Origin of the sequence: Rhodobacter sp. NTK016B, assembly GCF_017303295.1 — a bacterium.
Taxonomy (GTDB): domain Bacteria; phylum Pseudomonadota; class Alphaproteobacteria; order Rhodobacterales; family Rhodobacteraceae; genus Pararhodobacter.
Window position 1 is genome coordinate 18,093 of record NZ_JAFKOK010000019.1, and the last position, 23,863, is coordinate 41,955.

A 23,863-nucleotide genomic window follows, 5' to 3' on the forward strand; every position below is an offset into this window, starting at 1 on the left:
AAGATGACCGCAACGCGCCCTATATGACACCCACGATCCGCCCTGCCCGTTCACTGCCGCCGAGGTCCCATGTCCCTGCCCCCCGGTTTCCTCGATGAGTTGCGCAGCCGCGTCTCCATCGCGCAGGTTGTCGGGCGCACGGTCACATGGGATCTGCGCAAGTCGAACCAGGGCAAGGGCGATTTCTGGGCCCCCTGCCCGTTCCACCATGAAAAGACCGCCTCGTTCCACGTCGAAGACCGCAAGGGCTATTATTATTGCTTCGGCTGTCAGGCGAAGGGCGATGCGCTGACCTTCCTGCAGGAAACCCAGAACATGAGCTTCATGGAGGCGGTCGAAACGCTCGCCCGTGACGCCGGGATGCAGATGCCTGCGCGCGAGCCCGCCCAGCGGCAGCGCGAGGATCGTCGCGCCACGCTGGCCGAGGTGATGGAGAAAGCCGTCCGCTTCTACCGGATGCAGCTCATGGGCGGTCATGCGGCGGAAGCGCGCGCTTATCTCGACCGGCGCGGGATGACCGAAGAGCAGCGCGAACGCTGGGAAATCGGCTATGCGCCCGACCAATGGCAGGCGCTCAACGACCATCTCAAGCAGGCGGGCGTGCCCGACGCGCTGATCGCCGAGGCGGGGCTGACCACCACCGGGCGCGACAAGAACCGGCCCTATGACCGCTTTCGCGGGCGCATCATGTTCCCGATCCGCAATGCGCGCGGGCAATGCATCGCGTTTGGCGGGCGGGCGATGGCAGCGGATGCGCAGGCCAAATACCTCAACTCGCCCGAGACGCCGCTCTTTCACAAAGGGGCGAACCTCTACAATATCGGCCCCGCCCGGACTGCGTCGGGCCGTGGCCAGCCGCTGATCGTGGCCGAAGGCTATATGGATGTCATCGCCCTTGTCCGGGCCGGGTTCGAAGGCGCGGTCGCGCCCCTCGGCACCGCCGTGACCGAGGACCAGCTTCGGCTGCTGTGGCGGATGCATGGCGAACCGATCGTTGCGCTCGACGGTGATGCGGCGGGTCTGCGCGCGGGGCTTAGGCTGGCCGATCTGGCGCTGCCGATGATCACCGCCGGACAGAGCCTGCGCTTCGCGCTGCTGCCGGGCGGTCAGGATCCCGACGACCTGATCCGCGCGGGCGGCGTGCAGGCAATGCAAAGCGTGCTCGACAATGCCGTGCCGATGGCCACCCTGCTGTGGGACCGCGAAATTCAGGGGCAGGTTTTCGACAGCCCCGAGCGCCGCGCGGCCCTGACCAAGCGGCTCAAGACGCTCTGCGGCGCGATCCAGGATCCCGATCTGCGCGAGCAGTATCAGCGCGAATTCAACGATCTGCGCTACCAGCTTTTCCGCCGCAACGACCCGCCGCGCGGGGCCAAGGGCGGCTATGGCAATGCCGGGGGGCGCGGGGCACGCAAGAATGCAGGCGCCCCGCTGGCAGGAACGCGCGGCTCGTTTCTGGTCGCGGGCGCCGATGGCGCGGACGAGGAATTGCGCGAATCGGTGATCATCGCCGTGTTCTTCGCCCATCCCGTGCTGCTGGCGGATTTCGACGGGCAGCTCATGCAGCTCGAACCCCGGCGCGACGATCACCGCACGTTGCTCGACCTGCTGCTGCAGGCGGCGCAGGAAGACCCCGCGCCCGGCCACGAGGTCCTTGCGCAGCGCGGCGGCGAAGCCTATGCCGCGCTTCTGAACCAGCCGCATGTGAGCATCGCGCCGATGCTGCGCCCGGGGGTCGATCTGGATTTCGTGCGCCAGTGCCTGTCCACGGATCTGCAGGTGCTGATCATGCGCCGGGCGCTCAAGCGGGAACTGGAAGAACTCAGCGCCGAGCTGGATTCGGTGCCCGACGACACGCTGACCTACCGGCTGGGCGAGGCCGCCGCCGCGCTCGACCGTGCCGGACGCGGGGATATGAGCGAATCAACCACCGATCTGGGAGAAGACCGCGCCAGCCTGTCCGCCCACCTGCAAAGTCTGATTGATTCGCAGGTCTGGGTGAAGAAAAAGCGACGACCCGGCCCCGGCTGAGCGTCAAAGCCCTTAAAAACTCGCCCTTTCCGCCCCCGAACCGTTCACACTTCGCCCCTAACCCACCCGCGAATCAGCGAATCTTAATGACACCCCTGTGATTCGGCCCAACAGAGCGCTATTTCTGTTCAACAACCGAATCACGCCGCGCCCCTTGCCGGAGGAACCATGGTCGCCAAGGACAACGACGACGCGAAGCCAGAAGATCAGGACAGCGAGTTTACGCTGGACATGAGCCAGGCCTCGGTCCGGCGCATGATCGCCGCCGCCAAAGAGCGTGGGTTCATCACCTATGAACAGCTCAATCAGGTGATGCCGCCCGATCAGGTCTCGTCGGAACAGATCGAAGACGTGATGTCGATGCTCTCCGAGATGGGCATCAATGTCGTCGAAGAAGAAGACGCCGAGGACGGCGACGTCCCCGCGCCCACCGAAAGCGGGGCGTCGGGGTCGACCGATGTCGTCGTCGCCAGCGCCTCGAGCGAGACGCTTGACCGTACCGATGACCCGGTGCGGATGTATCTGCGCGAGATGGGCTCGGTCGAACTGCTGAGCCGCGAGGGCGAGATCGCCATCGCCAAGCGGATCGAAGCCGGTCGCAACACCATGATCGCCGGGCTGTGCGAAAGCCCGCTGACCTTCCAGGCGATCATCATCTGGCGCGACGAGCTTCTGTCCGAAGACGTGCTTCTGCGCGAGGTGATCGACCTCGATGCGACGTTCGGCAACGCGCTCGACGACGAAGAAGACGACAGCGTCGTGGACCCTTCGGCCCCTGCGAGCGAAGGCGGTCAGACCCAGACCAAGCGCGCCGAGCCCGAGCTTGACGCCGACGGCAACCCCATCGCCAATAACGACGACGATGACGACGAGTTCGACCAGTCGAACATGTCGCTCGCTGCAATGGAGGCCTCTCTCAAGCCGCGCGTTCTCGAAACGCTCGACCAGATTGCGCATGATTACGATCTGCTGGAGCAGATGCAGCAGCAACGGATGCAGGCCACGTTGGAAGAAGCCGCGCGCTTCTCGGCCGGCGAGGAAGCCGCCTATCAGAAACTGCGCTCGGAAATCGTCGAACTGGTGAACTCGCTTCACCTGCACAACAACCGGATCGAAGCGCTGATCGACCAGCTTTACGGCATCAACAAGAAGATCATGGCGATCGACTCGGCGATGGTGAAGCTGGCGGATCAGGCGCGCGTCAACCGGCGCGAATTCATCGACGAATATCGCGGCTACGAGCTCGACCCGACATGGTGCGACCGCATGGCGTCGGCCAAGGGCCGCGGCTGGACGACGCTGTTCGAGCGCTATGGCGACAAGGTGGTCACGCTGCGTGAAGACATGGCCGAAGTCGGTCGGTATGTCGGCGTCGACATCCCCGAATTCCGCCGCATCGTCAGCCAGGTCCAGAAGGGCGAGAAAGAGGCGCGTCAGGCCAAGAAGGAAATGGTCGAGGCGAACCTGCGGCTGGTGATCTCGATCGCCAAGAAATACACGAACCGTGGTCTGCAATTCCTGGATCTCATTCAGGAAGGCAATATCGGCCTGATGAAGGCCGTCGACAAATTCGAGTATCGCCGCGGCTACAAGTTCTCGACCTATGCGACCTGGTGGATTCGTCAGGCGATCACCCGCTCGATCGCCGATCAGGCACGGACCATCCGTATCCCGGTCCACATGATCGAGACGATGAACAAGCTGGTTCGCACTTCGCGCCAGATCCTGCACGAGATCGGTCGCGAACCCTCGCCCGAGGAACTGGCCGAAAAGCTGCAGATGCCTTTGGACAAGGTCCGCAAGGTGCTGAAGATCGCCAAGGAACCGATCTCTCTCGAAACCCCGATCGGGGACGAAGAGGACAGCCAGCTCGGCGATTTCATCGAGGACAAAAACGCCGTCCTGCCGCTCGATTCCGCGATTCAGGAGAACCTGCGCGAAACGACGACCCGCGTGCTCTCGTCGCTCACCCCGCGCGAGGAACGCGTGCTGCGCATGCGCTTTGGAATCGGCATGAATACCGACCACACGCTTGAAGAGGTCGGCCAGCAATTCAGCGTCACCCGCGAACGGATTCGTCAGATCGAGGCCAAGGCGCTGCGGAAACTGAAGCACCCCTCCCGCTCGCGCAAGCTGCGCAGCTTCTTGGATCAGTAAACCTTGCTCCTCAATCCTGACGTTTTCGACGACCATCTCGCGCACGCCCCCGATGGGGATGTGCGCGAGGCATTCATTGCCTTCGCCCATGCCGAGTATCCCGGCGGGCTGGACGTTCGGCCCAGTTCGAACGGGTTCAAGGCGCATGAACTGCGCATCGGGAGCGGTGAGAACTGGTATTTCTCGGCCGTTCTGAACGAAGAATGGGTGCTTTTCTATTTTCGCAAACCCGCTTTCCGAGACAAGCTTCTCGACGGCAAGGTGCTGCGCGCGGCCTTCCCCGAAGCGCGGGTCACGCCCAAGCAGGAACTCGCGCTGCGCGTCACCGATGCGGCAATGGCCGAAGCCGTGATCGCCCAGATCCGCGCGCCACAGACCCCGGCGGCGTAAGCCAAGCCCCTGACAACCGGCCGCTTTCCGGCCCCGACCGCCAAGAGACCCGCCATGTCCAGTGGCGGGTCTTTGCGCAACCAATGGGTCGTGTCGGAACCCCTTGCCCCGCTCATGGGTTGTCTATGCAAGACCCAGCCCGATGGGAGGCAGAGATGACCAAGCATGTCGCGTCTAAGCCAGACAGCCAGCGATCCAAGCGCGCTTTCGCGAATATTCCGAAGGAAACGCCCAAGCCGCTGGCCGAAGAGGGCCATGAGCCGGACAAGCGCAATTGACGACACGGGCCGGGACGCCACGCGCTTTCCGACCCTGTCGGGTCGCCCCTGCCCCGATCGCCTTCCCTACCAACGGCCCGATCCGGGCCCGCATCAAGGAGACGTTCCATGACCAAGCAGGAAACCGGCGCTAAGACCACCAAGGAACAGGCGCCCGACCGCCCCAAAGACAAGGCCAAGCCGATCAGCACCGAGAACAAGGAAACCCGGTCCGACAAGTGATCGCGGACAGATCGGCGTCAGAGACAGACGAACGGGCGGCCCTCGGGTCGCCCGCTTACGCCGTCGTAGCCTTGAGTCACGGCGAGGCGCTCACTTGACCGGCCACTTCGCGCAACCGAAGAACGATCACGGGGTCAGGTGATCGGGCGCGCGCCCCACCTTAAGGAAAGCCAATCTGCTTCTCCCCCCGCAAAACCGCCCGAAATCATTGGACATCTTGCCTGACGCTCTATTTAACTTGTGTACAACCATCAGGCGTCGGGTTCCGACCCGTGCGCGGTTCACAAGACAGGAGATCCCCATGGAGCGCAGCTTCGTCTTCCCGATCCTCGAACATCCCGCAACATGGGTTACCGCCCGCGTCCTCGGCACGTTCATGTACTGGTTCGCCGGTCTGGGCTTCCTGCTCGATTTCAGCGGCGCGATCACCACGATGGAGGCCAACGGGTTTCCCGGAAACCCGGCGCTGATCGCGGCGGTCACCATCGCCGTGCAGCTGATCGGCTCGGCCCTGGTCATTCAGGGCCGGTTTGCTTGGTTCGGCGCTGGGATGCTGGCGGTGTTCACGCTGGCGACCATCCCGCTTGTTCACGACTGGTGGAACATGGACGGGCTGGCCGCAATTCAGGCCAAGCTTGAAAGCGAAGAGCATCTGACCGTGATCGGCGGCCTGATCGGCCTGACCGCGCTCAGCCACCTCATGCGCCGCCGCAACGCCTCGGCCTGACGGGCACGGCAGAGGCCACAGGCGGGCTGGGCAGAGCCTTAACGATGTTGCAAGATGGGCATTGTTAGTTCGTCCAGACCCGGGTCGGCGTAAACGGAAGGCACAGGATGAGGATCGCACAGCCCGAAGGCACGCGCGGATCGCTTAAATGGATGCAACGGGCGGTGGCGTGGCGTCCCGACCTGTTGCAGCCCGCCGCCTTGCCCACGCTCGACTGGGTGTCGCCGCTACCTTTGGACGACTTTGCCGAATACCGCGACGCAGCCTTCCTGTCGCGGCTGGGGCTGGCCCGCCTCTCCCCGGCGCTGGCCGAATTCTGGCCCCGCCGGGGGCCGCAATGGGATGGATTGGCACGGTTCGAAGGCGGTGTCGTGCTGGCCGAAGCCAAGGCACATCTCGCCGAATTCGACTCGCCCGCATCGGCGGCGGGTCCGGCCTCGGCCGAGCGGATCGCCGAGGCTTTCGCCCGCGTGCAGGCCGATATGGGCGTGGCGCCGGCGCAATGGGACCGGGTCTATTATCAATACGCCAACCGGCTCGCGCATCTGTGGTTTCTGCGCACCCACGGGGTCGAGGCGCATCTGCTACTGATCGGATTTCTGGGCGACGAAGAGCGCCGCGGACCGAAAGATGCCGGGGATTGGGAAACCGCCTATCGGCAAGCGGATTTGGCGCTGGGATTGCCCCGCGACCATGCGCTGTCCCCCTTTATCCATCACCTCTGCCCCACGGTCGACGCGTTGACCACACCGGCATCGGGCAAGACGACGGGGTAATCCCCGCTGCCAAGTGCTTGAAACCACTGAGGGCACGCCGCGCCTCCCCTTTCCAGCCCGACCGCGACCCGTTAGTCTGGTGCCGCTATGAACACGATCTTCACGCTTCGCACCCAAGGCCCCGGCCTGTACGAGATCACGCCGCAGATTGTCCGCTGGGTGGCTGATCAACGCATGGGCGAGGCGCTGCTGACGCTGTTCATCCGCCATACCTCGGCCTCGCTTCTGATTCAGGAGAATGCCGATCCCGATGTTCAGACCGACCTGACCCGCTGGCTGTCGCGGCTGGTGCCCGCCTCGGACGACCCGTCGATGCGCTGGATCACCCATGTGATGGAAGGCCCCGACGACATGCCCGCGCATATCAAGGCCGCGCATTTGCCCGTCAGCCTGCAGATCCCGGTGATCGACGGGCAGCCGGTCTTGGGGACGTGGCAGGGGATCTACGTGGTCGAGCATCGCGACCGGCCCCATTCCCGTCAGGTCGCGGCGCTGCTGCGATGAGCTTCGCTCTGCCCGCGTCCGAGCTGGCGCCGCGCCTGCTGGGCGCTATCCTGACCGTGCGCGGGGCCTCGGGCCGGATCACCGAGACCGAAGCCTATGCGCCTGACGATCCGGCCTCGCATTCCTTTCCCGGCCCGACCGCCCGCAACGCTGCGATGTTCGGGCCCGCTGGCCACGCTTATGTCTACCGCTCATACGGCATCCACTGGTGCCTCAACGTGGTGGGCCTGCCCGGCCATGCGGTACTGATCCGCGCGCTCGAGCCGCTTTCGGGGCTTGAGGCCATGCGCGCGCGGCGCGGACCCGACCGCCCGCTCTGCCTAGGTCCGGGGATGCTGGCGCAAGCGATGGGGATTACCGAGGCCGACAATCACCGCCCCTTCGGCCCGCCCGATTTCGCCCTTGCGCTTGATCCGCCCCGGAAATGGCTCAGCGGCCCCCGGATTGGCATCACCAAGGCCGCCGACTGGCCGCATCGCTTCGGTCTGATCGGAGCGCGCCATTCCCGGCGCTTCTGAGCACCTGCGACGAACGCGACCCTTGCCGTTCGCGGCATTCGCGCTCACCTTCCGGGCATGTCCCGCAAGCCTTCCTCTCTGACAGCATTGCTTGCCCCCGCCCGAGCGCCGATCGCGCACGGCTCGGTGCTGTCGGTTGCGGCCTCGCTGATCTGGCTGGCGCAGGCATGGGTCATCGCCGGGGCGCTTGCCGGATGGCTGCAGGGCAGCGGCAATCCCGGGCGCGACGCCCTGCTCTTTCTCGCCCTCGCCGCCCTGCGCGCCGGGCTGAACCACGCCGCCGAACGCCAGCTGTTTCGCGCCTCGGACCTCGCCGTCGCGCGGGTGCGTGAGCGTCTGCTCGGGCGCGAGGCGAAAGCGAGCGGCAGCGGCGCTTTCGGCGGGCCGGGCGCGGTCGCAGCTCTGGCAGTCGAGAAGCTCGATGCCCTGCGCGCCTATCTGATGCGGTATCACCCCGCGATGACCCGCACCGCGCTGATCCCGCCGGTGATCTTCGCCATCGCGGCATGGCATTCCTGGGCCATCGCGTTGGTGCTTTTGCTGGCGGGGCCGCTGATCCCGGTTTTCATGGCGCTGGTGGGCTGGGCCGCGAAGGATGCGAGCGCGCGCCAGATGGTCGAAATCGGCACGCTCGGCGACCTGATGGTCGACCGCGTCGCCGCGCTGCCCGATATCCGGCTGCTCGATGCAGGCGACCGGGTGACGGGGCACTTCGCGCAGGTCTCTGACGATCTGCACCGGCGCACCATGGCGGTGCTGCGCGTGGCCTTCCTGTCCTCGACCGTGCTCGAACTCTTCGCCGCCCTCGGTGTCGCGATGGTCGCGGTCTGGGTCGGCTTCTCGCTGCTCGACGTGATCGGCTGGGGCACATGGGGCGCACCGCTGACACCCTTTGCCGGGATCTACCTTTTGCTGCTTGCGCCAGACTTCTTCCAGCCGATGCGCGACCTCGCCGCCGCATGGCACGACCGCGCCGCCGCGCAGGCCGTGGCAGACGAGGTGCAGGACTGGCAGGCCGCCCCCCTGCCCGCGCTGCTGGGCGAGGGCGCGCGCGCCACGCGGCTTGCAGGCGCGCCCGTCATCACGTGGTCCGGGCTTGAAGCGCGCGGTGTGAGCTATCCCGACACCCGCATCGAACCCGGCGCAAGGCTGGCCGTGACGGGCCGCAGCGGGGCGGGAAAATCGACGCTGCTGTCGCTTCTGGCGGGGCTCGAGCAGCCCGAGACCGGCCAGATCCATGTCTGCGGCCAGCCGCTGGACGAGCGGAACGCCGATGGCTGGCGCGCGCGGCTGGGCTGGATGCCGCAAAGCCCGCAATTCCCCGAACAGCCGCTGCGCGCGATCATAACCGAGGGCACGCCAGACCCCGTCCATCTGCACGCCGCCGCGCTGGACACGGTTTTGGCCCGCCTGCCCGAGGGGCTCGACACCATCCCCGGCGAAAGTGGCGCGGGCCTGTCGGGCGGCGAGGCGCGGCGCGTGCTGCTGGCGCGGCTTCTTCACGCGCATCCCGATGTGGTGCTAGCGGACGAACCGACCGCCGATCTCGACCCTGATACGGCAGACCGCGTGACCGAAGCGCTGCTCGCGCTCGCCGCGCAGGGCGCCACGCTGATCGTTGCCACCCATGACGCAAGGCTGATCGCCTGCATGGACGCGGAGGTCGCGCTATGAGGGCGGTTCTGCGTGCGATGCTCCGGGGTCAGATGCGCCCGCTGCTGCTGCAAGGGCTGGCGCTGTCGGTGCTGGTGCTGGCGATGGGCGCGGCGCTGCTGGGCCTGTCGGGCTGGTTCATTACCGCGACTGCCGCCGCCGGAATGGCGGGGGCGGGGCTGATCTTCGACGTCTTCCGCCCCTCGGCCGGGATCCGCTTTCTGGCCATCGGCCGCACCGCCGCGCGCTATGGCGAGCGGCTGTTGACCCATGACGCAGTGTTGCGCGGGGTTGCGGCGCTGCGCCTGCGGCTGCTCGCCGCGCAGACCCGCGCCCCGTTCGAGGCCCTCACCCGCCTGCGCGCGGGCGAGTCCCTGAACCGGCTCGGCGCGGATGTCGAGGCGCTGGACGGCGTCCTGCTGCGGCTGCTGATCCCCGGTCTGGCCGCGATCACGGTTCTGGCGGGCGCGTTCGGGATGCTGTGGTGGCTGGTCGATCTGCGGATCGCCGCATCGGTCACCGGCTGCTTCACGCTGGGCGCGCTGCTGGTTGGGGCGCTTGTCGCCCGGCGCGCGGCGCGGGCTTCGAGGGGGCTTGAGGACGCGACGCAGGATTACCGCCGCGAGATGGTCGACCTGCTGCGCACCCGGCGCGAGCGGGCCTTGCAGGGCACGCTGGCCGACAGTCGCGCGCGTCTGGGTAGGCTGGACCACGAGCGCCGCCAGCGCGCCGCGCGGCTCGACCGGATCGAACGAACAAGCGGCGCCGCGCTGGCGCTGGTTGCCGCTGCGGCACCGGCAGCGGCGATCTGGCTGGGCGGCGCCGCCGCGCTCGGCGGCGGGCTCAGCCCGGCTTTGGCGGCGATCGGCGTTTTCGTGGCCCTCGCGCTGGCCGAGGCCGTCGCGCCGTTGCGCCGTGGGCTGGGCGATTACGGCCGCATCGCGCAGGCCGCGCGGCGGGTCGCGCCGGTGCTGCGCCCTGCCCTGCCCCAGCCATCCGGCCAGACAACCATTCCCGCCGGCGCGGCGCTGAGCCTCGACACGGTCACGCTGCGGCGGGGCCCGGATCGCGCGCCGGTTCTCGACCGGGTGTCGATGACCCTGACACCGGGAGAGCGGGTGGCGCTGGCCGGGGCCAGCGGCAGCGGCAAGAGCACGCTTCTGATGCTGGCCGCCGGGGTGCTGACCCCCACCGAGGGTGCGATCCGGCTTGGCGACCTGCCGCTCGATATCCTGCCCCCCGAAGCCCTGCGCCGCGCCATTACGCTGGTGCCGCAACGCGCGGCGCTCGTGCAGGGCAGCGTGGCCGAAAACCTGCGACTCGCCGCGCCCGAGGCAAGCGATGCCGAGCTATACGCCGCCTTGGAGGCCACGCAGCTCGCCGCCGTTATCCACACACGCGGCGGTTTGCAGACGCGACTCGGCCCGCGCGGCGCCGGCCTTTCGGGGGGCGAGGCACGGCGGCTGGTGCTGGCGCGCGCGGTACTGCGGCGGCCCGCTTTCCTGTTGCTGGATGAACCCACCGAGGGGCTCGACGCCCCCACCGCGCAGGCGACTCTCACCGGTCTGGCGCAGGCCCTGCCGCAGACGGCAATGCTGATCGCGGCGCATCGCCACGCTGAAATGGCCTTCGCCGACCGCGTGCTGCGCGTGATGCCAAACGGTCACCTCGCTGCGACACAATCGCCCGAGTTGTTGGAAATCCCTTGACCTCAACCAAATACGCATAAAGAAAACGGAATATGAAGTCGCGCCACCCGCCCCCATGGACGCAGACGACGCGGCACCATCTGGAGCCCTGACTATGGAGTTCGACCTCGTCGAGCTGTCACGCTTTCAATTCGCGATGACAGCCATGTACCACTTCCTGTTCGTGCCTCTCACGCTTGGACTGAGCATTCTCGTCGCCATCATGGAGACGGTCTATGTGATGACAAACCGCCCGATCTGGCGGCAGATGACCAAGTTCTGGGGCACGCTGTTCGGAATCAACTTCGTCCTTGGCGTTGCCACCGGCATCACCATGGAATTCCAGTTCGGGATGAACTGGGCCTATTACAGCCATTATGTCGGCGACATCTTCGGCGCCCCCCTCGCGATCGAGGGGCTGATGGCGTTCTTCATGGAAGCGACCTTCGTCGGTCTCTTCTTCTTCGGCTGGGACAAGCTGTCGAAGGTGGCGCACCTGATCGTCGCGTGGCTTGTCGCTATCGGATCGAACTTCTCGGCGCTGTGGATCCTGATCGCCTCGGGCTGGATGGTTCACCCGGTCGGGGCCGAATTCAATGCCGACACGATGCGGATGGAAATGACCTCGTTCCTTGAAGTCGTGTTCAACGAGGTCGCGCAGGCAAAATTCGTGCATACCGTCTCGGCGGGCTATGTCACGGCTTCGGTCTTCGTGCTGGGCGTGTCGGCATGGTATCTGCTCAAAGGGCGCCATATCGACCTTGCGCGCCGCTCGATCGCCGTGGCGTCGGCCTTTGGCCTTGCCTCGGCGCTGTCCGTCGTGGTTCTGGGCGACGAAAGCGGTTACTCGGCGGGCCATACCCAGCAGATGAAACTCGCCGCGATCGAGGCGATGTGGGAAACGCATGAAGCGCCCGCTTCGTTCACGCTTGTGGGGCTGCCCAATCAGGCCGACCGCACAACCGAATACGCGATCGAGATCCCGTGGGTGATGGGCATCATCGGCACCCGCTCGCTGACGCAGGAGATCGCGGGCATCGACCAGCTTGTCGAAGAGGCCGAGGTCATGGTGCGCTCGGGCATCCTTGCCTATGACGCGCTGCAAACCATGCAGGAGATGCGCGACGAGACGCCCGAAGCGGTGCGGCTGAGCTTCGAGGAACATTCCGAGGATCTGGGCTACGCGCTGCTGCTGCTGAGCTATGTCGACGACCCGCGCGAGGCTACTGACGAACAGATTCAGGCCGCCGCCTGGGATACGGTGCCCAATGTCTGGGTGATCTTCTGGGCCTTCCGCATCATGGTGGGGCTGGGCTTCGCGTTTATCGGTGCGATGGCCTATTTCTTCTGGCGCGCCTCGTTCAAGCAAATGCAGTTCCCCCGCTGGGCGCTGCGGCTGGCGGTGATCATGATCCCCGCGCCATGGATCGCGGCCGAGCTGGGCTGGATCGTCGCGGAATACGGGCGTCAGCCCTGGACGGTAGACGGTGTCTTGCCGACGGCGCTGTCGGTCAGCCAGCTTACGCTGACTGATGTCTGGATCACGATTATCGGATTTGTGCTGTTCTACACCATGCTCTTCGTCATCGAGATCTCACTGATGTTGAAATACATCAAGAAGGGCCCGCATGAAGATGTCGAGGAAACCGAACGGTGGATGCAACGCCATCATCACCGTCTGCGCACCACCGATGGCAAATTGTCCTTTGCCAACCCTGCGGAGTAAGCGCCATGATCTTGCATGAACTGATGTCTCTCGACCTGCTGCGCATCATCTGGTGGCTGCTTCTGGGCGTGTTGCTGACGGGCTTCGCGCTGACCGATGGCTTCGATATGGGGGTGGGCGCGCTTCTGCCCTTCGTGGCCAAGACAGATACCGAGCGGCGCATCGCGATCAACACCGTCGGGCCGGTCTGGGAAGGCAACCAGGTGTGGTTCATCCTCGGCGGCGGCGCGATTTTCGCGGCATGGCCGCCGCTATACGCGGTCAGCTTCTCGGGCTTCTACCTTGCGATGTTCCTTGTGCTGGCCGCGCTGATCCTGCGTCCCGTGGGGTTCAAATACCGCTCGAAACGCGAAAGCGCGGCATGGCGGTCGGGCTGGGACTGGGCGCTGTTCACAGGCGGCGCGGTGCCCGCGCTGCTGTTCGGCGTCGCGGTCGGCAACGTGTTGCAGGGCGTGCCCTTTCACCTGACCAACTCGCTGATGCCGATTTACGAAGGCGGCGCCTTGGGCAAGCTGTTCGGGCTTCTCAACCCGTTCGGCCTGCTGGCGGGTGTCGTGTCGCTGTCGATGCTGCTGATGCATGGCGCGGCGTGGCTGGGGCTGAAGGCCGAAGGCCCGGTCGCCGCCCGTGCGCGCCGCTTCGGCACCGTGGCGGGGATCGTCGCGGCGGCGGGTTATGCGCTGGCTGGCCTGTGGCTGGCCTTCGGGATGCAGGGTTACCGCATCACCAGCGCCTTCGTGGAGAACGGGCCGTCGAACCCGCTCTATTCCACGGTCGAGCGGGGCGGAAGCTGGCTTCAGGCCTATGCGGATCGTCCGTGGATCGCCATCGCGCCGGTCTTTGCCTTCCTTGGCATCGCCATGGCGGTGCGCGGGCTGCGTGCCGGGCGCGAGCTGGGCACCTTGCTGTGGTCGAAACTGGCGATCACCGGCATCGTGACCAGCGTGGGCCTGACGATGTTCCCGTTCATCCTGCCATCGTCCAGCGCGCCTGACAGCTCGCTGACGGTTTGGGATGCCTCGTCCTCGCAGATGACGCTGTTCGTGATGCTGGTGGCGACGGCGATCTTCATGCCGCTGATCCTGGCCTATACCGCCTGGGTCTACAAAGTCCTGTGGGGCAAGGTGACCGAAGACGACGTCACCGGCTCCGGCCATTCGTATTAAGGAGACCGCGATGTGGTATTTTGCCTGGATCCTCGGCCTTCCGCTGGCCGCTTTGTTCGCCGTTCTGAACGCGATGTGGCTTGAGATGCGCGAAGACGCGCGCGTCGTGCGCGAGGCCGAAGAACAAGATCACACCCGGCTGTGACCCCACCAAAGCCCCCGGCGCGACAAACCGCGCCGGGGGTCACGACGATCTTGCCAATTTGCAACGACGCCCTCACCATGCGCGCCCGGAACGAGGAACGCCATGAGTTCGGCTGAACGCAAACACGACGACGCGGCGCGGGCCGCATGGCTCGCCTATATCGGCGGCTGCAAACAAGACGAGATCGCCCATATCATGGGAATCTCGCGCCAATCGGCGCAGCGGCTGGTGTCGCAGGCCATGGCGGCGGGGCTGGTGAAAGTCCGCATCGACCACCCGATCGCGCGATGCCTCGAACTGGCGCAGCGGCTGAAAGACCGCCACGGGCTGACCCTGTGCGAGGTCGTCCCCTCGCTCGACAGCGTGCAGAATTCCGGGCTGGCCGTCTCTCATGCCACGGGCGATCTGCTGGAAAACTGCCTGATGCGGCCCGAGCCGATGGTGATCGGGCTCGGCACCGGGCGCACCTTGCGCGCGGCGGTCGAGCATCTGCCGCATATCGATTGCGCCCAGCACAAGATCGTCTCGCTGACGGGCAACATCGCCCCCGACGGATCAACGGCCTATTACAACGTGCTGTTCACCATCGCCGACAAGATCACCGCCGCGACCTTCCCGGTCCCTTTGCCGGTGATCAGCGCCTCGGTCGACGAGCGCGCGGCGCTGCTGGGCCAGAAGACGCTGAGCGTGACCCGCACGCTGGCCGCGCGCACGGATATGCGCTTCGTGGGGATCGGCACGATGACCGAAACCGCGCCGCTGGTGATCGACGGTTTCATCACCCATGGAGACCAGCGGCGGCTGCGTGAAAAGGGCGCGGTCGGCGAGATCATCGGCTTTGTCTTCGATGCGCAGGGAAACCTTGTCGAGGACGAAATCAACAGCCGCGTCAGCTCGGCCGAAATCACCCCCGGCAGCCATAGCGGGCCGGTGATCGGCGCGGCCCACGGACCCGACAAGGTCCCCGCGATTCGAGCGGCCCTTGGCGGCAAGCTGATCTCGGGGCTGGTCACGGACGAGGCGACCGCGATTGCGCTAACGGTCGAATAGCGCGAGTTAACCAAAAATTATTCCTGCCGTTTCAACACCCTGCCCGCGTTTCTGCGGCGCGGCGGGAAGAAACTTGTTGCCTTTTGATGACACGTTTGAGAATTTGCCCAAGGGATTAGCATTTGCTCAAATGGGAGGAAAACCATGACCCGCACCCTGCGCGCCCTTATGGGCGCGACGGCGTTGACCGCTGCCGGTTTCGCAGTCGCGGCTCAGGCCGAAACGATCACCATCGCCACCGTGAACAACGGCGACATGATCCGCATGCAAGGGCTGACCAGCCACTTCACCGACATGCACCCCGATATCGAGGTCGAATGGGTGACGCTGGAAGAGAACGTCCTGCGTCAGAACGTGACCACCGACATCGCCACCGGCGGCGGCCAGTACGACGTCATCACCATCGGCACCTACGAGGTTCCGATCTGGGGCGCCAATGACTGGCTGCTGTCGCTCGACGATCTGGGCGACGACTATAATGTCGACGACCTGCTGCCCGCCGTGCGCGGTGGTCTGACGGTGGACGGCACGCTCTATGCCTCGCCCTTCTACGGCGAAAGCTCGATGGTGATGTACCGCACCGACCTTATGGAAGCGGCCGGGCTGGAAATGCCCGACGAACCCAGCTGGGAGTTCATCCGCGAAGCCGCCGCTGCGATGACCGACCGCGAGAACGAGATCTACGGCATCTGCCTGCGCGGCAAGGCCGGCTGGGGCGAGAACATGGCGTTCCTGACCGCCATGGGCAACTCGTTCGGGGCGCGCTGGTTCGATATGGACTGGCGTCCGCAATTCGACAGCGAAGCGTGGCACAACACGCTGACCTTCTACATCGACATGATGAACGAATACGGTCCTCCGGGCGCGTCGAATAACGGCTTCAACGAGAACCTCGCGCTGTTCCAGACCGGCAAATGCGGCATGTGGATCGACGCGACCGTCGCCGCCTCGTTCGTGACAAACCCCGATGACAGCGAAGTCGCCGACAGCGTCGGTTTCGCGCTGGCCCCCGATAACGGGCTGGGCCGTCGCGGCAACTGGCTGTGGGCGTGGAACCTGGCGATCCCGGCCTCGTCGGATGCCCCGGAAGCCGCGCGCGCGTTCATCGCCTGGGCGACCGGCCCCGGCTATACCGAGCTTGTCGCCTCGGAAGAGGGCTGGGCCAACGTGCCCCCGGGCACCCGCACCTCGCTCTATGAGAACCAGGAATACCTGGACGCGGCGCCCTTCGCGGAAATGACCCTGCGTTCGATGCAGGCCGCCGATCCGACCAACCCGGCCGTGGACCCGGTGCCCTATACCGGCGTGCAATTCGTGGCGATCCCGGAATTCGCGGGTCTCGGCACCGAAGTCGGTCAGGTTTTCTCGGCCGCGCTGGCCGGTCAGATGAGCGCCGACGAAGCGCTGGAGCAGGCACAAGAGCTTGCCACCGAAGAAATGGAGGCGGCGGGCTACTAAGCCCCCGTCCCGGTCGCAAGACCCGGGGCGCAGGTCTGTGGCGGGACCTGCCCGACCTCCTTCCCGGTAACGCCAGATCGCGCAGCCCACGGGCTGCGCGCCTTCCCCGCAGCTTCAGCCCGAGGGTACCCCGATGGCCACCCAGCATTCCCGTTCCGCTGCCCGGTTGATGATGTCCCCGGCCGTGTTCCTGCTTCTCGTATGGATGCTGGTGCCGCTGATCATGACGCTGTGGTTCTCGACCCTCGATTACCGGCCCATGCGCGGCACGTTCGATTGCTGCGAAGGTCTGGGCAACTACACCCGTTTCGTCACCTCGTCGGCGTTCCTCGACAGCGTGGTCGCCACCTTGCAACTGGTCGGCGGCGTGCTGGTCATCACCGTGGTGGGCGGCATCTTGCTGGCGATCCTGCTCGATCAGCCGATCTGGGGTCAGGGCGTGGTGCGTATCCTTGTCATCGCGCCGTTCTTCGTCATGCCGACCGTGTCGGCGCTGGTGTGGAAGAACATGTTCATGAACCCCGTGAACGGTCTCTTCGCACATCTTTTCAAAGGGCTGGGCCTGCAGCCCGTGGACTGGCTCAGCCAGTATCCGATGTTTTCGATCATCCTCATCGTGTCGTGGCAATGGCTGCCCTTCGCGACGCTGATCCTGCTGACCGCGATCCAGTCGCTCGACAGCGAGCAGCTTGAAGCCGCCGAGATGGACGGCGCAGGGCCGCTGTCGCGCTTCGGCCATATCACCCTGCCCCATCTTGCGCGTTCGATCACCGTCGTCGTGCTGATCCAGACCATCTTCCTGCTGTCGATCTTCGCCGAGATCTACGTCACCACCTCGGGCGCCTTCGGAACGCGGACGCTGACCTATCTGGTCTACCAGCGCGTGATCGAAAGCCAGAATGTCGGCCTCGGCTCCGCCGGCGGCATCATCGCCGTCATCCTCGCCAATATCGTCGCCCTCGTGCTGATGCGCGTGGTGGGCAAGAACCTCGACGCCTGAGGAGGATCGACCATGGCCCGCGCCGTCACCACCCAACGCAAGATCGTCTTCACCGCAATCGCCTGGATCATCGGGCTGGCGATCTTCTTTCCGATCCTGTGGACGATCCTGACCAGCTTCAAGACCGAGGCCACGGCGATCTCGGACCCGCCGGTATTCTTCAACTTCGACTGGACGCTGGAAAACTACGCCATCGTGCAGGAGCGCTCGGACTACATGCGCTACCTGTGGAATTCGGTGGTGCTGGCGGTGGGGTCGACGTTCTTCGGCATCATCATCGCCGTGCCCGCAGCGTGGTCGATGGCCTTCGTGCCGGGCAAGCGTACCAAGGACGTGCTGATGTGGATGCTCAGCACCAAGATGCTGCCCGCCGTGGGCGTGCTGTATCCGATCCGGCTGATCCTGATCGAGATGAACATTCTCGACAGCAAGGGGGCGCTGATCTTCATCCTTATGATGATCAACCTGCCGATCATCATCTGGATGCTCTACACCTATTTCCGCGAGATCCCCGGCGAGATCCTGGAAGCCGCGCGGATGGATGGCGCCACGCTGAAGGACGAGATCCTCTACGTGCTGACGCCGATGGCCATTCCGGGCATCGCCTCGACCGTGCTTCTGAACATCATCCTCGCTTGGAACGAAGCCTTCTGGACCCTCACGCTGACCACGGTCGACGCGGCACCGCTGACGGCCTTCATCGCCAGCTATTCCAGCCCCGAGGGCCTGTTCTACGCCAAGCTCAGCGCGGCCTCGACCATGGCCATTGCGCCGATCCTCATCCTCGGCTGGTTCAGCCAGAAACAACTCGTGCGCGGCCTCACCTTCGGCGCCGTCAAGTAAGGGACTGATATCATGGGACGCATCACGCTTGATAAAGTGCGCAAGGCCTTCGGCGATGTCGAGGTCATCCCGCCTTTGGACCTGCGCATCGAGGACGGCGAATTCGTGGTCTTCGTGGGCCCCTCGGGCTGCGGGAAATCCACCTTGCTGCGGCTGATCGCCGGGCTCGAAGATGTCTCGGGCGGCGAGATCCGCATCGACGGCACCGACGCCACCAACCTGTCGCCCGCCAAGCGGCGGCTGGCGATGGTGTTCCAGAGCTACGCGCTCTACCCGCACATGTCGGTGCGCAAGAACATCGCCTTCCCGCTGAAAATGGCCGGGCTCGACAAGGCCGAGATCGACAAGCGGGTCGAAGGTGCGGCGAAAGTGCTCAACCTCGACAGCTATCTCGACCGTCGCCCCGGCCAGTTGTCGGGCGGCCAGCGCCAGCGCGTCGCCATCGGTCGCGCCATCGTGCGCGAACCCTCGGCCTTCCTGTTCGACGAGCCGCTGTCGAACCTCGATGCCGCGCTGCGGGTGGGGATGCGGCTGGAAATCAGCGAGCTGCATAAACGGCTGGCGACGACGATGATCTACGTGACCCACGATCAGGTCGAAGCGATGACCATGGCCGACAAGATCGTCGTGCTGCAGGCGGGCCATATCGAGCAGGTCGGCAGCCCGCTCGAGCTGTACCGCACCCCGCGCAATAAATTCGTCGCGGGCTTCATCGGCTCACCCAAGATGAACCTGATCGAAGGCCCCGAAGCCGCCAAGCACGACGCCCACACGATCGGGGTGCGCCCCGAACATCTGATGGTCACGCCAGAAGGCGGCACATGGACCGGCAAGGTCGGCGTCTCCGAACATCTGGGGTCGGACACGTTCTTCCACGTCACCGTGCCGGGCTTTGCCGAACCGCTGACCGTGCGCGCGGGTGGTGAGGTCGATCTGCATTACGGCGATCAGATCCACCTGACACCCGATCCCGCGCAGATCCACCGGTTCGACGCCGAAGGGCTGCGGCTGGCATGACACGACTGGCAGGCAAACGCGCCCTGATCACCGGGGCGGCGCGCGGCATCGGGCTGGCCTTTGCCCGCGCCTATCGGGCCGAGGGCGCGACGGTCACGATTGCCGATATCGACCTGCCCCGCGCGCAGGACGCCGCCGCAGGTATCGGCGCGCAGGCCGTGCGCATGGATGTCAGCGACCCGGCCAGCATCGAGACGGGGATGGACGACGCCGTCGCCGCGATGGGCGGGATCGACATCCTGATCAACAACGCCGCGCTGTTCACCGCCGCCCCCATCGTCGAGATCACCCGCGCCGATTTCGACCGCGTCTTCTCGGTCAACGTGGCGGGGACGCTGTTTACCCTGCAGGCCGCCGCGAAACGGATGATCGCGCAGGGCACGGGCGGCAAGATCATCAACATGGCGTCGCAAGCCGGTCGCCGGGGCGAAGCGCTGGTCGCGGTCTATTGCGCCTCGAAAGCGGCTGTCATCAGCCTCACGCAATCCGCCGGGCTCGACCTGATCCGCCACGGCATCAACGTCAACGCCATCGCGCCCGGCGTGGTCGATGGCGAGCACTGGGACGGCGTCGACGCCTTCTTCGCCAAATACGAGGGCAAGGCCCCCGGCCAGAAGAAGCGCGAAGTCGGCGAGGCCGTCCCCTATGGCCGCATGGGCCGGGCCGAGGATCTGACCGGCATGGCCGTGTTCCTCGCCTCGTCCGAGGCCGACTACATCGTCGCCCAGACATACAATGTCGACGGCGGAAACTGGATGAGCTGACATGTCCACCCCCCTGAGCCAAGCCAACCTGCCCCATCTGCCCGCCGCCGTCGCCGCCCCCGGCTACGACCGCGCCGCGCTGAGCGCGGGCATCCTGCATTTCGGCGTCGGCAATTTTCATCGCGCGCATCAGGCGATGTATCTCGACCGGCTGTTCGCCATGGGCCAGAGCCTCGATTGGGCGCTGGTCGGCGCGGGCGTGTTCGAAGGCGAGCGCAAGGGCCGCGCTGTTCTGCAAGCGCAGGACTGGCTGACCACACTGGTCGAGCAGGAGGCCGATCATTCCGAGGCCCGCGTGCTGGGTTCGATGATCGATTACATCGAACCCGCCGATGCCCCCGCGATCATCGCGCGCATGAGCCAGCGCGACATCCGCATCGTCTCGCTCACCATCACCGAGGGCGGCTATTTCCTTGATAGCAAGGACCGGTTCGACCCGACGCATCCCGCCATTGTCGCCGATGCCGCCACGCCCGAGGCGCCGAAAACCGCGTTCGGCATGATGATCGCCGCGCTCAGGGCCCGGCGCGAGGCGGGGCTGGAACCCTTTACCGTCATGTGCTGCGACAACATCCCCCATAACGGCGCAGTGACGAAGAACGCGCTTTGTGGTCTGGCGCGCCTGTCGGACCCGGATTTCGCCGACTGGATCGCCGCGAATGTGGCCTTCCCCAATGCCATGGTCGACCGCATCACCCCCGCCACCACCGACCGCGAACGCCGGATTCTGGCCGAGGATTTCGGCGTGCAGGACGGCTGGCCCGTCTTCTGCGAAGGCTTCACGCAATGGGTGCTGGAAGACCATTTCCCGCTGGGCCGCCCCGCTTTCGAGGCCGCAGGCGCGCAATTCGTCCCCGACGTCGCGCCGTTCGAGCTGATGAAGCTGCGCATCCTCAATGGTGGCCACGCGGTCATCGCCTATCCCGCCGGGCTTATGGACATCCATTTCGTCCATGAAGCGATGGAGCATCCGCTGATCCGCGCCTTTCTACGCAAGATAGAAGAGCGCGAGATCATCCCCACCGTGCCGCCGGTGCCCGATACCGATCTGAATGCCTATTTCGACCTGATCGAGCGGAGGTTTTCCAACCCCAAGATCGGCGACACGGTGCGCAGGCTGTGCCTTGACGGCTCGAACCGGCAGCCGAAATTCATCATCCCCACCCTGCGCGACGCGCTGAACAAGGGCGGGGCGATCGACGGGCTGGCACTGGAATGCGCGCTCTGGGCGCGCTATTGCGCGGGCGTCTCGGATAGTGGGGCCGTGATCGCACCGAACGATCCCAACTGGGATCGGCTGCAGGCCGTGGCCCAGCAGGCGCGGCGCCGTCCGCAAGCGTGGCTCGAGCAAGAGACGATCTACGGCGATCTGGCAGAACAGGCAGGCTTCGCACAGCGTTTCGCGCATTGGCTGCACCTGCTATGGGACAGCGGAACGGCGACCACCCTCTCGCGCTATCTCGAAGGCGATTGACCCATGGACACGATGTCGACCCGCCCCGCGCTCGTCATCTTCGATTGTGACGGCGTTCTGGTCGACAGCGAGCCGATTTCGTTGGCGGTGATGCTGGATGTGCTGGCCGAGGCGGGCTGCGTGCTGGACGAACCCGAGGCCTATCGCCATTTCCTTGGCAAATCGCTGGGCAGCGTGGCTGACTGGCTCAAACGCGAGCGCGGGCTGGACCTGACGCCATCGCTGTTGGGCGCGCTACGCGAACGGCTTCTGGCTCGGTTCGAGCAGGACTTGCAGCCGATGCCCGGCGTGGGACAGGCGCTCGCCGGGCTGGGCGTGCCGGTCTGCGTGGCCTCGTCCAGCCAGCCCGACCGTATCCGCCTGTCATTGCGGGTAACGAAGCTGCTGCCCTTCTTCGAGCCGCATATCTTCAGCGCCAGCATGGTTGCGAACGGCAAGCCCGCGCCCGATCTGTTCCTGCACGCCGCGCAGAAGATGCAGGTGGACCCCAGCGAGTGTCTGGTGATCGAGGACAGCCCCGCAGGCCTGACGGCGGCCCGCGCAGCGGGGATGAAGGCGGTGGCCTATATCGGCGGATCGCATGCCGGGCCTGCCAATCTGCGGCAAGCGGTTGAAAATTGTGCGCCAATGGCCATCATCGGCGACATGGACGACCTTCCCGCTCTGGTGCAAGGTCGCGCCTGAGGGTGGAGCCAATGCCGTCGAATCTTGTGGCTGTCGATGTGGGCACGCGCAGTGCCCGTGCGGGCGTGTTCGACATGTCGGGCCGCATGCTGGCGCGCGCGGTCGCGCCGCTGGCGCTGACCGAAGGCCCCGGCCCGCGTGCGGAATATGCCTCGGACCAGATCTGGGACGCGGTCTGCGCCGCCAGCCGCGCGGTGATGCGCGACGCCGGACTTGCGCCCGAAAGCGTGATCGGGCTGGCCTTCGACGCGACCTGCTCGCTGGTCTTGCGCGACTGCGACGGCGCGGCCCTGTCGCTGGGTGGCCCGGGACAGGACACAATCGCCTGGTTCGATCACCGCGCGATGGACGAGGCCGCGGAATGCACCGCAACCGGGCACCGGCTGATCGACCATCTGGGCGGCGCGATGTCGCCCGAGATGCAGACGCCCAAGCTGATGTGGCTCAAGCGCCACCAGCCTGAGATCTGGGAAAATCTCGGCGCCGCGCGCGATCTGTGCGACGAGCTGACGCTGCGCGCGACCGGCCAGCCCGGCGCCTCGGCCTGCGCGCGCGCGGCGAAATGGCCCTATCTGCCGGCGGCAGGCGGCTGGTGCGACGATTTCCTTGCACAGGTCGGGCTGGAAGACCTGCGCCGGCGCGCGGACTTGCCGGACGCGGTGATCGGCGTCGGCGTCCCCGCCGGACGCCTGACGTCTGACGCTGCAAACGCGATGGGGCTGGCCCCGGGCATTGCTGTCGCGTCGGGCATGATCGATGCCTATGCGGGCGCTCTGGGCACCGTCGGGCTGTCCGGGGATGACCATCCCGGCCTGATGCTGATCGCGGGCACCTCCAACTGCATCATGGCTGTAACGCCCGATCCGCTTTTCGCGCCCGGCATCTGGGGCCCGTCGCGCGACACCGTGTTGCCGGGCCTGTGGACCAGCGAGGGGGGGCAATCGGCGGCCGGTGCGGCGCTGGAATGGGTGCTCGACGCATGGCCCGGCCCCGCCCCCGGACAGACGCCCGACCACGCCGCCGTGCTGGCGCGGATCGAGGTGTTGCTGGCCCGCGACGGCGCCGCGCTGGGGGACGAGATCGACGTTCTTCCCGATTTCAACGGCAACCGCTCGCCCTTGTCAGATGCACGGCTAAGGGGCGTGATTTCCGGCCTGTCGTTGGACCGGGGTTTTGACGCTTTGTGCAAGCTCTACTGGCGCACGGCGGTGTCGGTCGCTCTGGGCGTGCGTCAGATCGCCGAGCATCTGGCAAGCGCCCCCGCAGGCGACGGAAGCGCCCCCCGGAACCTTGCCATCGCGGGCGGGCTGGCGCGGACACCGCTGCTCAAACAGCTTTTCGCCGATGCCACGGGGCTGAAGGTCCTGACCTCGCAGGCCGAGGATGTGGTACTGTCGGGCACCGCGATCGCCGCCGCAGTCGCAGCGGGTCACTACCCCGATCTCCGCACCGCGACCACGGCGATGACCACGCTGGCCAAGGTCCTGCCCCCCGACCTGGCGCGGCAGGCGAGCTATGACCGTGATTACCGTATCATGCTGAAAATGCAGGATCATCGCGCCGAGATTGCGGCAATGAAAGCCCGGATCTGA

General features: G+C 65.9%; 22 protein-coding genes. All 22 read left to right on the forward strand.

Annotation, left to right across the window (positions count from 1 at the left end):
• The first annotated feature begins 69 nt into the window (after positions 1-69).
• Positions 70-2,031 (forward strand): DNA primase, encoded by a 1,962-nt coding sequence (gene dnaG, locus JI664_RS21110; protein WP_207015768.1) that lies wholly within the window; start codon positions 70-72, stop codon positions 2,029-2,031.
• Between the two features lie 168 nt (positions 2,032-2,199).
• Positions 2,200-4,188: an RNA polymerase sigma factor RpoD gene (gene rpoD / locus JI664_RS21115; RefSeq protein ID WP_207015769.1), complete on the forward strand. Its 1,989-nt coding sequence runs from the start codon at positions 2,200-2,202 to the stop codon at positions 4,186-4,188.
• Positions 4,189-4,191: 3 nt separating this feature from the next.
• Complete coding sequence (locus JI664_RS21120) at positions 4,192-4,578, forward strand: hypothetical protein (protein ID WP_207015770.1); 387 nt, start codon at positions 4,192-4,194, stop codon at positions 4,576-4,578.
• 155 nt (positions 4,579-4,733) lie between these two features.
• Positions 4,734-4,856, forward strand: a complete 123-nt coding sequence (locus JI664_RS24110; protein WP_286174224.1) for a hypothetical protein — start codon at positions 4,734-4,736, stop codon at positions 4,854-4,856.
• A gap of 523 nt (positions 4,857-5,379) precedes the next feature.
• On the forward strand, positions 5,380-5,805 hold the full coding sequence (locus tag JI664_RS21125) for a DoxX family protein (protein ID WP_207015771.1): 426 nt from the start codon (positions 5,380-5,382) through the stop codon (positions 5,803-5,805).
• 107 nt (positions 5,806-5,912) lie between these two features.
• On the forward strand, positions 5,913-6,581 hold the full coding sequence (locus tag JI664_RS21130; protein ID WP_207015772.1) for a hypothetical protein: 669 nt from the start codon (positions 5,913-5,915) through the stop codon (positions 6,579-6,581).
• Between the two features lie 87 nt (positions 6,582-6,668).
• Complete coding sequence (locus JI664_RS21135) at positions 6,669-7,085, forward strand: secondary thiamine-phosphate synthase enzyme YjbQ (RefSeq protein ID WP_207015773.1); 417 nt, start codon at positions 6,669-6,671, stop codon at positions 7,083-7,085.
• Complete coding sequence (locus JI664_RS21140; protein ID WP_207015774.1) at positions 7,082-7,603, forward strand: DNA-3-methyladenine glycosylase; 522 nt, start codon at positions 7,082-7,084, stop codon at positions 7,601-7,603. Before JI664_RS21135 ends, JI664_RS21140 begins: the two co-directional genes overlap by 4 nt.
• 57 nt (positions 7,604-7,660) lie before the next feature.
• A complete protein-coding gene (locus JI664_RS21145) occupies positions 7,661-9,277 on the forward strand; it encodes an ABC transporter ATP-binding protein/permease (RefSeq protein WP_207015775.1) in 1,617 nt (538 codons plus the stop codon).
• Positions 9,274-10,965, forward strand: a complete 1,692-nt coding sequence (gene cydC, locus JI664_RS21150; RefSeq protein WP_207015776.1) for a thiol reductant ABC exporter subunit CydC — start codon at positions 9,274-9,276, stop codon at positions 10,963-10,965. Before JI664_RS21145 ends, cydC begins: the two co-directional genes overlap by 4 nt.
• Positions 10,966-11,059: 94 nt before the next feature.
• Positions 11,060-12,670, forward strand: coding sequence for a cytochrome ubiquinol oxidase subunit I (locus tag JI664_RS21155; RefSeq protein WP_207015777.1), 1,611 nt, complete (start codon positions 11,060-11,062; stop codon positions 12,668-12,670).
• Between the two features lie 5 nt (positions 12,671-12,675).
• Complete coding sequence (gene cydB / locus JI664_RS21160) at positions 12,676-13,836, forward strand: cytochrome d ubiquinol oxidase subunit II (protein WP_207015778.1); 1,161 nt, start codon at positions 12,676-12,678, stop codon at positions 13,834-13,836.
• A 10-nt stretch (positions 13,837-13,846) separates the two neighbouring features.
• Positions 13,847-13,981 carry a cytochrome bd-I oxidase subunit CydX gene (gene cydX / locus JI664_RS21165; protein WP_207015779.1) on the forward strand — a complete coding sequence of 45 codons (135 nt, stop codon included), beginning with the start codon at positions 13,847-13,849 and terminating at the stop codon, positions 13,979-13,981.
• Between the two features lie 102 nt (positions 13,982-14,083).
• Positions 14,084-15,031 carry a sugar-binding transcriptional regulator gene (locus JI664_RS21170; protein ID WP_207015780.1) on the forward strand — a complete coding sequence of 316 codons (948 nt, stop codon included), beginning with the start codon at positions 14,084-14,086 and terminating at the stop codon, positions 15,029-15,031.
• A gap of 144 nt (positions 15,032-15,175) precedes the next feature.
• Positions 15,176-16,489: an ABC transporter substrate-binding protein gene (locus JI664_RS21175; RefSeq protein WP_207015781.1), complete on the forward strand. Its 1,314-nt coding sequence runs from the start codon at positions 15,176-15,178 to the stop codon at positions 16,487-16,489.
• Positions 16,490-16,622: 133 nt separating this feature from the next.
• On the forward strand, positions 16,623-17,489 hold the full coding sequence (locus JI664_RS21180) for a carbohydrate ABC transporter permease (protein ID WP_207015782.1): 867 nt from the start codon (positions 16,623-16,625) through the stop codon (positions 17,487-17,489).
• Positions 17,490-17,501: 12 nt separating this feature from the next.
• A complete protein-coding gene (locus JI664_RS21185) occupies positions 17,502-18,332 on the forward strand; it encodes a carbohydrate ABC transporter permease (RefSeq protein ID WP_207015783.1) in 831 nt (276 codons plus the stop codon).
• 12 nt (positions 18,333-18,344) lie between these two features.
• The gene (locus tag JI664_RS21190) at positions 18,345-19,349 is read left to right on the forward strand and encodes an ABC transporter ATP-binding protein (RefSeq protein ID WP_207015784.1); all 1,005 of its coding nucleotides are present in this window, start codon (positions 18,345-18,347) and stop codon (positions 19,347-19,349) included.
• Entirely contained in the window at positions 19,346-20,113 is a 768-nt protein-coding gene (locus tag JI664_RS21195; RefSeq protein ID WP_207015785.1) for an L-iditol 2-dehydrogenase, read from the forward strand. The genes JI664_RS21190 and JI664_RS21195 overlap by 4 nt, the downstream gene beginning before the upstream one ends.
• A 1-nt stretch (position 20,114) precedes the next feature.
• Positions 20,115-21,587 carry a mannitol dehydrogenase family protein gene (locus JI664_RS21200; protein WP_207015786.1) on the forward strand — a complete coding sequence of 491 codons (1,473 nt, stop codon included), beginning with the start codon at positions 20,115-20,117 and terminating at the stop codon, positions 21,585-21,587.
• A 3-nt stretch (positions 21,588-21,590) separates the two neighbouring features.
• The gene (locus JI664_RS21205) at positions 21,591-22,271 is read left to right on the forward strand and encodes an HAD family hydrolase (RefSeq protein WP_286174225.1); all 681 of its coding nucleotides are present in this window, start codon (positions 21,591-21,593) and stop codon (positions 22,269-22,271) included.
• A gap of 11 nt (positions 22,272-22,282) precedes the next feature.
• On the forward strand, positions 22,283-23,863 hold the full coding sequence (locus tag JI664_RS21210) for an FGGY family pentulose kinase (RefSeq protein WP_207015787.1): 1,581 nt from the start codon (positions 22,283-22,285) through the stop codon (positions 23,861-23,863).

What these genes read in the sequence shown, in the direction of transcription:
- cydC (WP_207015776.1), top strand. Translation starts at nt 9,274, where the DNA reads ATGAGGGCGGTTCTGCGTGCGATGCTCCGGGGTCAGATGCGCCCGCTG.
- JI664_RS21130 (WP_207015772.1), top strand. Translation starts at nt 5,913, where the DNA reads ATGAGGATCGCACAGCCCGAAGGCACGCGCGGATCGCTTAAATGGATG.
- JI664_RS21210 (WP_207015787.1), top strand. Translation starts at nt 22,283, where the DNA reads ATGCCGTCGAATCTTGTGGCTGTCGATGTGGGCACGCGCAGTGCCCGT.
- JI664_RS21195 (WP_207015785.1), top strand. Translation starts at nt 19,346, where the DNA reads ATGACACGACTGGCAGGCAAACGCGCCCTGATCACCGGGGCGGCGCGC.
- JI664_RS21155 (WP_207015777.1), top strand. Translation starts at nt 11,060, where the DNA reads ATGGAGTTCGACCTCGTCGAGCTGTCACGCTTTCAATTCGCGATGACA.
- JI664_RS21185 (WP_207015783.1), top strand. Translation starts at nt 17,502, where the DNA reads ATGGCCCGCGCCGTCACCACCCAACGCAAGATCGTCTTCACCGCAATC.
- JI664_RS21200 (WP_207015786.1), top strand. Translation starts at nt 20,115, where the DNA reads ATGTCCACCCCCCTGAGCCAAGCCAACCTGCCCCATCTGCCCGCCGCC.
- JI664_RS21175 (WP_207015781.1), top strand. Translation starts at nt 15,176, where the DNA reads ATGACCCGCACCCTGCGCGCCCTTATGGGCGCGACGGCGTTGACCGCT.
- JI664_RS21145 (WP_207015775.1), top strand. Translation starts at nt 7,661, where the DNA reads ATGTCCCGCAAGCCTTCCTCTCTGACAGCATTGCTTGCCCCCGCCCGA.
- rpoD (WP_207015769.1), top strand. Translation starts at nt 2,200, where the DNA reads ATGGTCGCCAAGGACAACGACGACGCGAAGCCAGAAGATCAGGACAGC.
- JI664_RS21135 (WP_207015773.1), top strand. Translation starts at nt 6,669, where the DNA reads ATGAACACGATCTTCACGCTTCGCACCCAAGGCCCCGGCCTGTACGAG.
- JI664_RS24110 (WP_286174224.1), top strand. Translation starts at nt 4,734, where the DNA reads ATGACCAAGCATGTCGCGTCTAAGCCAGACAGCCAGCGATCCAAGCGC.
- JI664_RS21140 (WP_207015774.1), top strand. Translation starts at nt 7,082, where the DNA reads ATGAGCTTCGCTCTGCCCGCGTCCGAGCTGGCGCCGCGCCTGCTGGGC.
- JI664_RS21125 (WP_207015771.1), top strand. Translation starts at nt 5,380, where the DNA reads ATGGAGCGCAGCTTCGTCTTCCCGATCCTCGAACATCCCGCAACATGG.
- cydB (WP_207015778.1), top strand. Translation starts at nt 12,676, where the DNA reads ATGATCTTGCATGAACTGATGTCTCTCGACCTGCTGCGCATCATCTGG.
- JI664_RS21180 (WP_207015782.1), top strand. Translation starts at nt 16,623, where the DNA reads ATGGCCACCCAGCATTCCCGTTCCGCTGCCCGGTTGATGATGTCCCCG.
- JI664_RS21170 (WP_207015780.1), top strand. Translation starts at nt 14,084, where the DNA reads ATGAGTTCGGCTGAACGCAAACACGACGACGCGGCGCGGGCCGCATGG.
- JI664_RS21190 (WP_207015784.1), top strand. Translation starts at nt 18,345, where the DNA reads ATGGGACGCATCACGCTTGATAAAGTGCGCAAGGCCTTCGGCGATGTC.
- JI664_RS21205 (WP_286174225.1), top strand. Translation starts at nt 21,591, where the DNA reads ATGGACACGATGTCGACCCGCCCCGCGCTCGTCATCTTCGATTGTGAC.
- dnaG (WP_207015768.1), top strand. Translation starts at nt 70, where the DNA reads ATGTCCCTGCCCCCCGGTTTCCTCGATGAGTTGCGCAGCCGCGTCTCC.
- cydX (WP_207015779.1), top strand. Translation starts at nt 13,847, where the DNA reads ATGTGGTATTTTGCCTGGATCCTCGGCCTTCCGCTGGCCGCTTTGTTC.